At 56.4% G+C, this 14,153-nt stretch carries 8 protein-coding genes; 4 read left to right on the forward strand and 4 right to left on the reverse strand.

The window, feature by feature from the left end; all coding sequences use genetic code 11:
* Window positions 1-314 precede the first annotated feature (314 nt).
* Window positions 315-2,039 (forward strand): beta-xylosidase, encoded by a 1,725-nt coding sequence (locus tag ACFE7X_RS07445; protein ID WP_375435044.1) that lies wholly within the window; start codon window positions 315-317, stop codon window positions 2,037-2,039.
* A 148-nt stretch (window positions 2,040-2,187) separates the two neighbouring features.
* On the opposite strand, the gene ACFE7X_RS07450 is transcribed toward ACFE7X_RS07445, so the two are convergent.
* The 4 genes from ACFE7X_RS07450 to ACFE7X_RS07465 all read right to left on the reverse strand — a co-directional run bounded on the left by ACFE7X_RS07450 (window position 2,188) and on the right by ACFE7X_RS07465 (window position 9,553).
* Window positions 2,188-3,195, reverse strand: coding sequence for a glycoside hydrolase family 43 protein (locus ACFE7X_RS07450; RefSeq protein WP_375435045.1), 1,008 nt, complete (start codon window positions 3,193-3,195; stop codon window positions 2,188-2,190).
* 101 nt (window positions 3,196-3,296) lie between these two features.
* Entirely contained in the window at window positions 3,297-6,134 is a 2,838-nt protein-coding gene (locus ACFE7X_RS07455; protein ID WP_375435046.1) for a bifunctional transaldolase/phosoglucose isomerase, read from the reverse strand.
* A 56-nt stretch (window positions 6,135-6,190) separates the two neighbouring features.
* Entirely contained in the window at window positions 6,191-8,242 is a 2,052-nt protein-coding gene (tkt, locus tag ACFE7X_RS07460) for a transketolase (RefSeq protein WP_375435047.1), read from the reverse strand.
* A 330-nt stretch (window positions 8,243-8,572) separates the two neighbouring features.
* Window positions 8,573-9,553, reverse strand: a complete 981-nt coding sequence (locus ACFE7X_RS07465; RefSeq protein WP_375435048.1) for an arabinan endo-1,5-alpha-L-arabinosidase — start codon at window positions 9,551-9,553, stop codon at window positions 8,573-8,575.
* Window positions 9,554-10,444: 891 nt separating this feature from the next.
* Here ACFE7X_RS07465 and ACFE7X_RS07470 point away from each other — a divergent pair.
* The 3 genes from ACFE7X_RS07470 to ACFE7X_RS07480 are packed head-to-tail and all read left to right on the forward strand — an operon-like array spanning window position 10,445 to window position 14,109.
* Window positions 10,445-11,455, forward strand: a complete 1,011-nt coding sequence (locus ACFE7X_RS07470) for a LacI family DNA-binding transcriptional regulator (protein WP_375435049.1) — start codon at window positions 10,445-10,447, stop codon at window positions 11,453-11,455.
* 46 nt (window positions 11,456-11,501) lie between these two features.
* Window positions 11,502-12,215, forward strand: coding sequence for an exonuclease domain-containing protein (locus ACFE7X_RS07475; protein ID WP_375435050.1), 714 nt, complete (start codon window positions 11,502-11,504; stop codon window positions 12,213-12,215).
* Complete coding sequence (locus ACFE7X_RS07480; RefSeq protein WP_375435051.1) at window positions 12,208-14,109, forward strand: DUF294 nucleotidyltransferase-like domain-containing protein; 1,902 nt, start codon at window positions 12,208-12,210, stop codon at window positions 14,107-14,109. The genes ACFE7X_RS07475 and ACFE7X_RS07480 overlap by 8 nt, the downstream gene beginning before the upstream one ends.
* Window positions 14,110-14,153 lie beyond the last annotated feature (44 nt).

Below are 14,153 nucleotides of genomic sequence, written 5' to 3' on the forward strand. Positions count from 1 at the left end.
GGTATGCACCATCCAGCCGGCCAACGGCAACGCCGTTAGGGCGCCTATGGGCATAGCAAGCAGCAATTGCCCTATTTCTCCCTCGCTCAACCCTAGTTTCAAGCTGATATCAGGAATGCGGGAAGCCCAACTGGCGAAGCAGATACCAGCTTGAAAGAAAACGGCAGCAACGGCAATTCGGCTTTTGGTAGTGGAATGCGGCATGGGAGGCAGTAATCGGGCAAAGGTACGGGCAGTTACACAATCGGTTGTGTTTACAGCGCAGGAATAGTAGCTTGCCTTGTGCCTCCTTCCACCCAACCCCCAATGGCTACATGAATACACTTTCTTCGCCCTTTCGCCCGCTTACTAGTCACTTACTCGGGTGGTTGATTTTGCTAGGTTTAGCGGCGGGCGCCTCACCGGCCCGCGCGCAGGCACCTACCGCGCCGGTCTCCATACAGGTTGACTTAGCGAAGCCGAAAGGCCCTATGTATCCGATGTGGGCTTATTTCGGCTACGACGAGCCCAACTACACTTACATGAAGGACGGGCAAAAATTGCTCACTGAGCTGGCTGCCTTGAGTTCAACTACCGTGTACGTGCGGGCGCACAACCTGCTGACCACCGGCGACGGGACGCCCGCCCTCAAGTGGGGCTCCACTAACGCCTACACCGAAGACAAAAAAGGCCGGCCCATCTACAACTGGAAAATAGTCGACCAGATTTTCGATACTTACTTGGCGCGGGGCATGAAACCTATTGCCCAAATTGGCTTTATGCCCGAGGCGTTGTCGTCGCACCCGGTACCGTATCGGCACTACTGGAAGCCGGGCCAGCCCTACAACGACATTTATACCGGCTGGGCTTACCCGCCCAAAGACTACAAGAAGTGGTCGGAGCTGGTGTACCAGTGGGTGAAGCACTGCGTGGCGCGCTACGGCGAGGCGGAGGTGAAAACGTGGCCCTGGGAGCTGTGGAACGAGCCCAACATCGGCTACTGGAAAGGCACACCCGAAGAGTACAGCAAACTTTTTGACTACACCGAAGAGGCCGTGCACCGCGCCTGCCCCGGCATCCAACTCGGTGGCCCCGAAACCACCGGTCCACGCTGGGATAAGGCAGCCAGCTTCCTGAAAGACTTTTTGCAGCACTGCGCCACCGGTACTAACTACGCCACCGGCAAAACCGGCACCCGCCTCGACTTCATTACCTTTCACGCTAAGGGCGCCCCCAAAGTGGTGGAGGGCCACGTGCGCATGAACATGGGCGTGCAACTCGAAGACATTACCGAAGGCTTCAAAATCGTGGCTTCGTTTCCGCAGTACAAGAATCTGCCCATCATCATCGGCGAGAATGACCCCGAAGGCTGCGCGGCCTGCTCGGTGGATTTAAGCCCCGAAAATGCCTACCGCAACGGCACTATGTATTCCAGCTACACCGCCGCTGCCTACGCGCGTCTTTATGAGCTGGCCGACGAGTACAAAGTGAATTTGCTCGGCTCGGTGAGCTGGTCGTTCGAGTTTGAAAACCAGCCCTGGTTTGCGGGCTTCCGCGACTTAGCCACCAACGGCGTCGATAAGCCCGTACTCAACGTGTTCCGGATGATGGGCCTCATGGGCGGGCAGCGCGTAGCCGTCAGCAACGCCACCGCCCTCACGTTGCCCGAGTTGCGACAGGGTCTGCAAAGCCAACGCGCCGACATCAGTGCCCTGGCCTCCACCAACGGCCGTTCCGCCAACGTGCTGGTCTGGAATTATCATAACGACGACTTGCCCGCTGCGCCCACCGAAGTGGAAATTGTGCTGCAAAACCTAACCGCGCCGCAAGCCCTGGTTCAGCACTACCGCATCGACGGAGCGCACAGCAATTCGTACACCGCGTGGCAGAAAATGGGCTCCCCGCAAAATGTATCAGCCTCCCAACGCACCGAGCTAGAGCAAGCCGGCCAACTGGCTTTGCTGGACTCTCCTGCATGGGTGAAAACCAAAGACAACAAAACCACACTGCATTTCACGCTGCCCCGCCAAGGCGTTTCGCTGCTCCACCTCACTTGGTAGGTACATAAACAGGTTTGTCTTTAGCAATCAAAAAGTAGAAGGCCTCATGGTAAGTTTGTCATTGCGAGTGCACTCGCAATGACAAACTTACCATGAGGCCTTCTACTTTTTGTGTTTATGCTCAACGTGCTAAAAGCGCCCGTCAGTCTTACTTCGCTGGCTTAACGCCTTCCGTGGTCATTACCACCCGCTTGAGCGTACCGTCTTTGTTGTAGTTGAGGTAATCGATGCAAACGGAGCGACGGAAACTGCCGCCGTCGGTGTTGATGGCGCCGTTGTGGTAGACGAAATACGATTGGCCTTTGAAGTCGATGATGGATTGGTGGTTGGTGTTGGAGTTGCCGGCTATCTCATTTAGGATGCCTTTGTACTCCCACGGGCCCTCAATCTTGCGGCTCATGGCGTAGGCAATCTTCTCCGGGAAACCCGTGGCATACGAGAGGTAGTACCAGTCGCCGCGCTTATGGACCCAGGGGGCCTCCGTAAAGTTAGGCAAAGCCACTTTGTTGATGGGGCCATCCAACTCGGTCATGTTTGGTTTGAGCTTGGCGTAGTAGCACGTTGTATTGCCCCAAAACAAGTAGCCCTGGCCTTTGTCGTCCACCCAAACCGTCGGGTCGATGTCGGCCCAACCGATTTTATCGTCGGGGGTCATGTCGCTCGTAATCAGCGCCGAGCCGCGGGCGTCTTTGAAAGGCCCCATAGGATTGTCGGCCACCGCCACGCCAATGGCTTTGCCCTTGACGGTGGCATGCTCCACGGCCGCGTACCAGTAGAACTTACCGTTGCGCTCTATCACTTGCGAAGCCCACGCATCATCTTTGGCCCAGGCGAAATCCTTGACGGCCAGGGGTGATGGATGCTCGGTCCAGTTCACCATATCGGTCGAGGAAAAGCACAGCCAGTCGTGCATCACGTAGCGTTCCTGCCGGGCGGGGGCTTCGTCGTGGCCGGTGTAGAGGTACACGGTACCCTTGTGCACGAGAGCGGCCGGGTCGGCAGTGTACTTCTGCTTGATGATGGGGTTGCCAGCCGGAGCCGTGGAAGCGGGGTTTTGGGCATGAAGCACTGAGGGGGCTACCACCAAGCCAAGTAACCCAACTAGTACAGCCTGGCGGAGTAGCGAGCCAGCCTTTTTGTGCAGTCTTTTTGTCATTCTGAAAGGGTGGGAAAGTACACAATCGATTGTTAAAAGAACGAAAAAATAACCGGCTCAACAATTACTGCTGCTGAGCCGGTTACTTTAATTCCAACAAGTTACTTCTGCTGTAGCGTAGCCGCTTGCAGGGCCGTCAGCACGGTTTGCATACCTTGCTCGGCATCAGCGCCAAGGTGGATGTGCAAGGTGCGACGGTTGTAGTCGTGCAGCGCTTGTAAGTCACCGGCGGCTTGGGCGTTTTTGAAAGTGCCGAACGTGTACGAGCGGCCCGGCAGTGGCAAGTCCTGCGGGTGGTCCATGGTAAACTGCACGAACAAGCCGGTGTTCGGGCCGCCCTTATGGTACTGGCCGGTGGAGTGCAAAAAGCGTGGACCGTAGCCAGAAGCGGTAGCAATGTGCAACTGCTCCTGCACTTGGGTACGCAACTGGTCTAGGCTTTCGTTCAAGCTTGGCGTTTCGGTCAGGTAAGCCTGGAGGCAGAGGAAGTCGCCGGGCTTGGCCTGGTCGAAGAAGGCTTGCAGCACCTCGGCCGCGTCGGAGCCCGAAACGGCGGTGTAGTAAGCCACGCCGTTTTCGGTTACCACGGGCGCGTCGCCTTGCGGCAGGCTGCCTTCCTTCTCTACCACTTTCATCAACGCGTCGGTGGCCGTTTTGGCGGCTTGCACGTTGGGCTGGTCGAAGGGGTTGATTTCCAGCACCGCGCTGGCTACGGCAATGGCCACTTCCCAACGGAAGAATTCTTGCCCAAAGTCATAGGCATCCTTGATGGTGATGCGCACCACTGGATGGCCCGCTTGCTCCAGCGCTTGCAGTGCCTGCTTGTTGGCTTCGTCGGCTTCGTTTTCGTAGCCCACATACACGAACACCCGGTCATTGCCGTACAGGCTAGGCTCGCGCACTGGTTCGCCGGCAATGGGCATGATGCCGGTGCCTTGCTTGCCGGTGCTTTCAGCCGTTAGCTGCTCCAGCCACAGTCCGAAGCTGCTCAACGACTCGGGCACAATGAGCGTCAATTTGTCGCGGCCTTGCTTGGCCAATACGCCGAGTGCCACGCCTAGCTCCAAACCAGGGTTTTGCTCCACAGCGCCGTAAGCACCGCACGCGCGCATCATTAGGATGGCGCGCTCCAATATCTCGCCGGTGCTCAAGCCATAGAAGGCCGCCGGCACCAAACCGAAGTAAGTGAGAGCCGAGAACCGGCCGCCTACTTCCGCGAAATTCAGGAAGATGTGGCGGTAGCCTTGCGCCGTAGCCGAGGCCACGAACTTCGAGCCCGGGTCCGTAATGGCTACGAAGTTTTCGCCGGCTTTGTCGCCTTTGATCTGCTTGACCTTGTCGTAGAAATAGTCGCCAAAGGCCAGCGGCTCAGCCGTAGTGCCCGATTTGCTGGCTACAATAAACAGGGTATCCGCCAGCGGCACCAATTCTTCGATCTGACGGACCGTGCCGGGGTCGGTGGTATCTAGCACCGAGATGGGCAAGCCGTTATCCCCCCGCTCGAAGCTCTCCTTGAACACAATCGGCGCCATGGTGCTGCCGCCCATGCCCATTACCACTACGTGCTTGAAGCCGGCATCCCGTACTTCCTGCGCGAACTGCTCGATAGCGGGCACGGCGGCTACCATCGTTTCGGCCACGCGCAACCAGCCCATGAAGCTGCGGATGCTTTCCTGCCCTTCGGCATCCTGCACCCACAAATCAGCTTGCTTGTTCCAGAATCCTTCCGTGAAATTCTTGGCATTGAATTCCTGCACCTTGGCATCTACATCCGCCTGATACTGGCCGAGGGCCAAGGTGGCGGGGGCCGTGGTTTGGGCGAGGGCCTCCAGGCGCTTCTTCTCCAGCGAAGCCATCAGCTTGCCGAAAGGCTCATTGAACTTCTTGGCGCCGTCGATTTCCAACGCGTTGGTTTGCTCTTCCAAGTCGATGCCCAATTCGGGCAGCCGACGCAGCACTTCGGCGGCTTTGTCGAGGCCTTCTTCGAGGCGGGCGGCGGGCTGTCCTTTCTCCCGGAAAATGTCCAGCGTTTCGGTCGGTACGGTGTTCACTGTTTTCGGGCCGATCAGGTTCTCTATGTACTTCAGGTCGTCGTACTTCGGGTTTTTGTTGCCGGTGCTGGCCCACAGCAACCGCTGCGTGTCGGCGCCTTGGGCTTGCAGCGCTTCCCAGCGCGGACCTTGGAATATCTCCTTGTAAATCTGGTAAGCTTGCTTGGCGCTGGCCAAGGCTACTTCGCCTACCATCGACTGCGCTAGCTCGCCTTTCTCGCCGCCTTCGGCCGCTAGCTTCTCCAGCATCGGATCAATCAGCACATCAATGCGGCTGAGGAAGAAGCTGGCTACCGAATCGATGCCGTCGAGGGGTAGGCCGGCTTTCACCCGGTCTTCGAGGCCCGAGATAAAGGCTTCGGCCACCAAGCGGTAGCGCTCCAAGCCAAAAATCAGGGTTACGTTAACGTTGATGCCTTCGGCAATAAGCCGGCGAATGGCGGGCAGGCCTTCCAGCGTGGCGGGCACCTTAATCATCACGTTGGGCCGGTCCACGGTTTTCCAGAAGCGCATGCCTTCCTCGATGGTGCCTTCCGTATCGTTAACCAACGCCGGCGATACTTCCAGGCTCACGTAGCCATCAGAAGAATTGTCGTGGCTGTCGTAGAGCGGGCGGAACAGGTCGCAGGCGTGCTGGACGTCGGCAATGACCATCTCCGTGTAGATTTCGTCGGCGGTTTTATTTTGCAGGGCCAGGCTGCGGATGGCCGCGTCGTAGTCGTCGGAGCCACCAATGGCCTTCTCGAAGATGGCCGGATTGGACGTAACGCCGCGCAACGCCTCGTGGTCGATGCGGCGCTTCAACTCGCCGTTAATCAAGATTTTGCGACGGATGAAGTCAAGCCAAATGCTTTGGTCGAACTCGCGGATAGCAACTAATGGGTTCATGACAGGGGAATAGAGTGGACAACGAATGTAAAAAGTGGCAGCTAGTGCGTCACTTCTTACGAAACCACTTGTTTTTGGTCTTCTTCGGCGGGCTGCTCTTGCAATACGGAGTGGGCAGTTTTCACTACGTTTTCCACCGTGAAGCCGAACTCCTCGAACAGGTACTCCGCCGGCGCCGACTCACCGAAGCGGTTCATGCTGATGCTGGTACCTTCGTCGGTGGCGTATTTGGCCCAACCGATAGGTGAGCCGGCTTCGATGGTAACGCGCTTGCGCACCGTGGGCGGCAACACCTGCTGCTGGTAGGCTTTATCCTGCTTCTCAAACAGCTCCCACGACGGCATGCTCACCACGCGGGTAGCTACGCCTTCGCCTTGCAGCGCTTTCTGCGACGCCAAGGCCAAGCTCACTTCCGAGCCAGTAGCAATAAGAATGAGTTGTGGCGTGCCGCCATCGGCCTCGCTCAGGATGTAGGCTCCTTTGGCCACGCCTTCGCGGGCCGAGCCAAGCACCGTCTGGTCGAAAACAGGGAGCTTCTGGCGCGACAAAATCAGGCAGACCGGCGACTTGGGCGTGGTCATGGCAATGCGCCACGCTTCGGTGGTTTCGTTGGCGTCGCCGGGGCGCAATACTATAATGTTAGGAATGGTCCGCAACGATACCACCTGCTCAATAGGCTGGTGGGTTGGGCCATCTTCACCCAAGCCGATGCTGTCGTGGGTGAAAACGAACGTAGCGGCCGATTCGGCCAGCGCCGTGAGGCGGATGGCGCCACGCATGTAGTCAGAGAAAGTGAGGAACGTGCCGCCGTAGGTACGCACGCCGGCGTGGTGGGACATACCGTTCATGATGCCGCCCATGGCGTGCTCGCGCACCCCAAACCAGATGTTGCTGCGCTCGTAGTGGCCGGGTTGGAAACTATCGTCGCCCGACTTATCCATCTCATTGGAAGAAGCCAAGTCGGCCGAGCCGCCAAACATAAAGGGCACGGCTTTCTTGATGGCCGTTAGGGCCTTACCGGAAGCCTGGCGGGTGGCTAACTCACCATCAGCAGGCGTATAAACGGGCAGATCCTTGTCCCAGTTTTCGGGCAAGTCGCCGTTGAAAGAGATGTGGAATTGTTGGGCTTCAGCTGGGAACTCCTGTTCGTACTGCTTGAACTGTGCGTCCCACTCTTTTTGCAGCTCGGCGCCTTGCTGACCGGGCTGCCGCAGGTGCTCGTACACCTCGGCGGGCACTACGAAAGACGCTTCCGGGTCCCAGCCGAAGAACTCCTTGGCTTTCTTCACGTTGTCGGGACCGAGGGGGCTGCCGTGGGCCTTACTGGTGCCAGCCAGTGGCGAACCAAAGCCGATGATGGTTTTTATCGAAATAATCGAGGGCTTGTCTTTCTCTTCTTGCGCGGCTTTGATGGCTGCCTCAATTTCGTCGAGGTTGTTGCCATCCGCTACGCGCTGGGTGTGCCAGCCGTAGGCCTCGAAGCGCTGCATAGCATCTTCAGTATAAGCCAGGCTTGTGGGACCGTCGAGCGAGATGTCGTTGTCGTCGTAGAGGTAAATGAGCTTGCCCAGCTTCAAATGGCCCGCCAGCGAAGCCGCCTCCGAAGCAACGCCTTCCATTAGGTCGCCGTCGCTCACAATGGCGTACGTGTAGTGGTCCTGCACGGTGTGACCGGGTTTGTTGTAGACCGCCGCCAAGTGGGCTTCGGCCATGGCCATGCCCACGCCGTTGGCGAAGCCCTGGCCCAGCGGGCCGGTGGTTACTTCTACGCCGGGCGTCACGTTGGACTCGGGGTGGCCAGGCGTGCGCGCGCCCGGCTGACGGAATTGCTTCAGCTCATCCATCGGCAAATCGTAGCCATACAAATGCAGCAAGCTGTAAATCAGGGCCGAACCATGGCCCGCCGACAACACGAACCGGTCCCGGTTCGGCCACTTCGGGTCTTGGGGATTGAAGCGCAGAAACCGCGAAAACAGCACGTAGGCCATAGGAGCCGCACCGAGCGGCAGGCCGGGGTGGCCGGAGTTGGCGGCCTGCACCATATCCACCGACAGCAGGCGGATGGTGTTTACACTTTGCTGATCGAGGGAAGCAGAAGGATTACTCATGAGGAAGTGAAGAAGGGTTGTATGTGCTTGGTTGCGTAAGAAATGTGTGCATCCATTCCGCGTTTGGCAGATGGATGCAAGTGCTTGTTGTGTTGCTGTTAAGCCCAAGAAGCGAGTTCAACTAGGAACTTATACGCTTATGCAAGGCTCGGCGCCCACGCACAAAGGCAATAAGTTCTGCTCAGCGGCACGGGCCGCCAGGCAGGCTCAATTGAATAGCCGTTGCGAAGCGCTTCTTCGGCAACGGGTACTCGCGTTACGCAAAGAAGAGTATTTCGCTCGTGTATCTTGCCTACCGCAAATGTTGCGATAAAAAAATATTCTGATTTTTTAGGGTTTTACCACCGGCCAGCCTTGCGCGTCCCAAGTCATCTTTTCGATTCGGAGCTTGGGGCGGCCCTTGTCAGCGCCATCGTAGCCGTGGAAGACGATGTAGTCGGTGTTGGCGAAGGTGTAGGCGGAATTGTGTCCCACGCCAAACCAGTTTTTGTCGCCTTCCAGCACCAGCGTGCCACCGCCTTGCTCTAAACCGGTGCCCGCCTTGTCTGTATAAGGGCCCGTGACGTTTTTCGAGCGGCCCACCATCATCTTATACGTGCTTTGGGGCCCGCGGCAGCAGTAGTCGAACGACACGAAGAGGTAGTAGTAGCCATTCTTCTTGAAAATGAAAGGACCTTCGATGGCGGCATCACCAGGCAGCGAATCGGTAAGTTTCTGGTCGCGGGGGCGCGCTGCCACGGTGCGCCAGCGCTCGGGCTGGGCTGGCGCGGTGAGGTCGGGGCGGAGCTGCACGAGCTTCATGCCGTCCCAAAAGGAGCCGAATACCAGCCAGGGCGTACCCGCTTCGTCGCGGACCAGGTTGGGGTCGATGGCGTTCCACATGTCCCGGCCGGGCACTGACTGAATCACCTTGCCTTTGTCAACCCACTTGTAATCGGGAGAGGCAGGGTCCAAGGTTTTGTTGGTAGCTAGCCCAATGCACGACGTGTTTTTGCCGAATGCCGAAACCGAGTAGAACAGATAATACACCCCGTTGTGCAGCGAAATGTCGGGAGCCCAGATGTGGCCTTTGAAGCTAGGTATGGCCTTCACTGCCCACTCCGGCGGCGTATCAAACACCGGTTTCTCTTGCTTCCACGTCTTCATATCCTTCGACGACCAGTTGGCAATGCCCCGGCCAGTACAGAACATATAGTACGTGCCGTTCTGTTGAATCATAACCGGGTCGTGGGCCGAAATAAGAGGCTGTTGAGTTTGTGCCTGCGCGGTAAGGCCAGCAAAAAAGAAAGCTAGATAGAGTAGGAGTTTCATGGGTGGGAAGAGCAGCATTAACGATTGTGTAATTAGTGCATAGATACTTAAAATCAGAATGGATGCCAGCAATTCGTTTAAAAGGATGTTTGGATAGAACAATTAGGCACTGCTTCCCTGTCAGCCACTCGAAAGCAGAGCAAACGGTATGTTTCTCGCTATCAGTTTCGCATGCTAAGGGGATATGAAAAGTAGCTTTTAATGCTTCACTGCTTTACATTCGGTAGAAGGAAGTCATTTCGCAATAAGTGCCTAGGGGCAACTTACCTGCATGGTTTAATCTAGGCACTGTTGCTGCGCTTCACTTGTATGAAGGTTAAGTAGCCGAGCAACTTCCTAGGAGATGGTCACCAGATAGAAACATAATCGTTTGTGATAGGTCGATGTGTTTTCTGCTTTAACACAACGATTCTTTGGCTGCGCGGTGCAGGGATGAGCCAACTTTTGGTGTCGTGAGAGTGATACTTTTCTTATCACCTTTATTTGGCAGTGCTTAAAAAAACCTGCGCGCCACAGTAGCCAATAGTAGAGGCAGGCATTCGAGATGCAGCAGCTAGCTACCGTCTTTGTTTGGATGGCAGCTAGCTGCTACCTCGATACCGGCATCCAAATTGGGCAAGGAAGTGACACGGCCGTAGCACGGCACAGTGCTTTGTGCCTAGAAAAATTGATCCATTAAGCGTTCTTTATTCCCGTAGCGGGCTTATTCAGCAGTAAGTGCGCGCAAGAACGGGGATACGCGAGGTAAAGCCGGAGAATCTATTAAAAAGCCTATACACAGTCTGTGAAACCGCAGTAGCTTTACGCAAAGTAACTATAGAGTGAAATAATATGGCCCCACGTGGTAAAAAGGTTAAGGATCTGGCAAGCGTACAAAGCAGTCCGGTTTCTATGTCTGATCTGGCGCGCGAACTGGGGGTATCGATGACCACTATTTCGCGGGCTCTTAGTGACCACCACAGCATTGGGCCAGCTACCAAACAAAAAGTGCTTAAGCTGGCTAAGAAGCTCAATTACCAGCCCAACCATTTGGCAGCGGCTCTGCGCAAAGGAAAAAGTAAATTGCTCGGCGTGATTGTGCCCTATATCGAGGGCCGTTTCTTTCCGTCGGTGGTACACGGCATTGAAAGCGTTGCCAGCAAAGCCGGCTACAGCGTCATCATTTGCCAGTCCAATGAAGATGTAACGCACGAGCGCAAGAATATTGAAACGCTTCTTAGTGCGCAGGTAGCAGGCATTATGGTGTCGCTTTCACGCACTACGCTTGATTTCAAGCACTTCGATAAAGTGCGTAAGCGCGGAATTCCACTGGTTTTCTTCGACCGCACGATGGAGGGTGACAATGTGAATGCTGTGGTGCTCAACGACCGGGACGGGGGCTTCCAGTCCACCAAGCACTTGCTGCAACAAGGGTGCCGGCGGATTGCTCACTTTGCTGGGCTGCAACACCTGAACATCTACAAAAATCGTCGGCAGGGCTACTTGGATGCCTTGCAACTGTACGGGCTGCCCCACGACGAAGAACTGATTGTGTACTGCGACATGACGCTGGAAGAAGGCATGGATGGTATGCGCCGCCTACTGGCCCTGCCCAACCCGCCGGATGCCGTGTTTTCCGCCGGCGACTCCTCGTTGCTCGGGGCCTTGCAACTGCTCAAGCAGCGCGGTATCCGGGTGCCGCAGGACGTGGCCCTGGCCGGTTTCAGCAACGAAGGCTTCACGGCTATCACCGAGCCCATGCTAACATCGGTAGATCAGCGTTGTGAGGAAATGGGACAGGCAGCCGTCCGGCTATTTCTGGAATTAGTAGAAGCGAAGGGCAGCCCGTTTTCGCATCGCCAAGTGGTGCTGCAACCCGAGCTGTTTATTCGAGACTCTTCGTTGCACCAGAACAGAGAGTAAGGTCAAGTGCGGTTGGGAAACAAAATAGATTTATTAACCTAAGAGGGTGCAACAATATTTGCTGTTTGTAGATACGGAAACCACTGGGCTGCCTGCGGGCTGGAGCAAACCGTATTCGTCGGAGCGTAACTGGCCCTACATTGCGCAGTTGGCCTGGGTGGTGTATACGTTGGAGGGCGAGCTGGTGAAAACCGAAAACCACTATATCCGGGTGCCTTCGGGGCGTATGCGGCCTTCGGCGCTGGCTATTCATGGCCTTACGCCCGATTTTCTGGACCAGCACGGCGAGGCCCGTTCAATTGTGATGCAGCGCTTCTTCAACGATTTGCGCACCTACGGCCCCTTGGTGGTAGGCCATTATATGCGCCTTGATTTTCATATGATAGGGGTGGAGTTTCACCGGACCGGCCTGCCCAATTTGCTGGCCGAACTGCCTACCCTCTGTACCATGCAAACCAGCCAGCGGCAGGCGCAGGCGCAAGAGCGTAGCTTTCTGCGCTTAGGCGAACTGCACGAGCATCTGTTCAAAGAGCCCATGGCCCGCCAGCACGATGCCCTAATTGATGCTCAGGCAACGGCCCGCTGCTTTTTCGAACTGCGCCGCCTCGGCGACCTCAGCGACGAAATTATTTCCGAGCAGCCCCAATTGTCGGTGCCTTCCGCCGAAGCGGGTATGTTCGAGCGGTACCGGTCGTTGTGGCCCTTGTTTTTGCTGGTAGCCGGGGTACTTTCACTGCTGTTATTTTGGCTTTATGGATAACCGCTTAGCATTTCTTGAAACAGTAACCCCCTTCGACCTGCTGCCCGAGGACGTGCTGCTCGGGGTAGTGGACCTGTTGCAGGAAGTGCGCTACACCAAGGAAACGCTGATTTATCAGCAAGACTCGTCGAAGTTGCGCAGCCTCGATATTATTGTGGCTGGCGAGTACGAGGCTTTTTTCTACGACAGCGAGCAAAATAAGCGCCTGCCCGAAGCCTTGCGCGCCGGCGCCTGCTACGGCGGCCAATCCATCCTGCTCAACAAGAAACGCTCGATCCGCACGGTGATAGCCCAAAAGGGAACCGTGGTGTACGCGCTGCCCCGCCGCGACTTTCGGGCCTTGTGTCTGGCGTACCCGGCTTTCTTTCACTTCTTCACGGCGCGTTACGGCGAGCGAATGCTCAACGAGGAATACGCGCATTTTGTGAAGCCCACGTCGGCGCCCGAAGAGAACTTCATTGCGGCCGACCAGATGTACTCGCGCAAAATCGAGACGCAGGAGGTGCGCGAAATAGTAGCGGTGCCGCACGATACGCCCATTTTTCGGGCCGCGCAGCAAATGGCCGCCGCTAAGGTTAGCTGTGCTTTCGTAATTGACAACCAAGGCGGAATTATTGGGTATCTAACCGACATTACGCTGCGCGACAATGTGATAGCGCGGCAACTAGATGCTGCCCGGCCGGTAGCCGAAGTAGTGGATACGCCCATTGTTTCCATCAACAGTGAGGCGTATGTGTATGAGGCCATCCTGCTGATGTTTCAAACCAAGACCCGCTACCTGCTGGTCGAGAAGGGCGGCCACTACATTGGGTTTCTGAGCCGCAACAAGCTGCTGAGCGACTTGGCGCAGTCGCCGTTCATGTTCATTCAGGCGGTGAAGTCGGCGCAGAGCATGCAGGAGCTGAAGCGACGCTGGGAAACGGTGCCCGAAATTGTAAATCAACTGCTGAGCCGGGGCGTGAAGCCCGAAATCGTGAACCAGGTGATTACCACCGTGGCCGATACCATTGCGCTGAAGGTGATTGAGAGCGTGCTGGCCGAACATGGCCCGGCGCCGGCCAAATTTGTGTTCATGGTGCTCGGCAGCGAGGGCCGAAAAGAGCAAACCCTGCTCACCGACCAAGACAACGCCATCATTTACGAAGACAAAGCCAACGAGCAGCGCGAGTTGGTGCGGGCCTACTTCCTGCGCTTTGCCGAGGCCGTTTCCGACCAGCTCAACCACATCGGCTTAAGCTTTTGCACCGGCGGCTTCATGGCCAAAAACCACAAGTGGACGCACTCCCTCTCGCACTGGAAGCGCAATTATAAGAGTTGGATGAGCGAGTCGAACGCCGAGACTGTCATGAAGTTCTCGACGTTTTTCGACTGCCGCTACCTCTACGGCGAGGCGGCCATCATAGAAGAGTTGCAGGCGTTTATGGGCGAAGTATTGCAGGGGCCGGTGGAGCGTTTCTTCTACTACATGGCCAACAATGCCTTGCAATACGAGCCCCCACTAACGTTTTTCCGCAATTTCCGCACGTTCACGCAGGGCACTCAGCAGGTGTTTGATTTAAAGAAAACCATGACCCCCATCGTGGACTTGGTGCGGGTATATGCGCTCAAACACCAGATTTTTAAAACCAACACGGGCGAGCGGCTACACGAGCTGCGCGAGAAAGGCGTTTTCACCGAAAAAGAATACCAGGAGCTGTTTCAGGCCTATTATTACCTGATGGGGATGCGTCTGAAAAAGCAAGCCCGCCAGCTCATCAACGACCGGATTCCGCCCACCAACTACCTCGACCCCAAAGTGCTAACGCAGGTGGAGCAAGTCACCCTCAAGGAAATCTTCAAGGTAATAGCCGACTTCCAGCTACGCATCAAGGTGGTTTTCACGAAAACCTTGTAGGTGAAATACCAAGCAAAAAACTCGTCTTGCGCCGCGCAAGACGA

This window comes from uncultured Hymenobacter sp. (assembly GCF_964242765.1).
Classification (GTDB): domain Bacteria; phylum Bacteroidota; class Bacteroidia; order Cytophagales; family Hymenobacteraceae; genus Hymenobacter.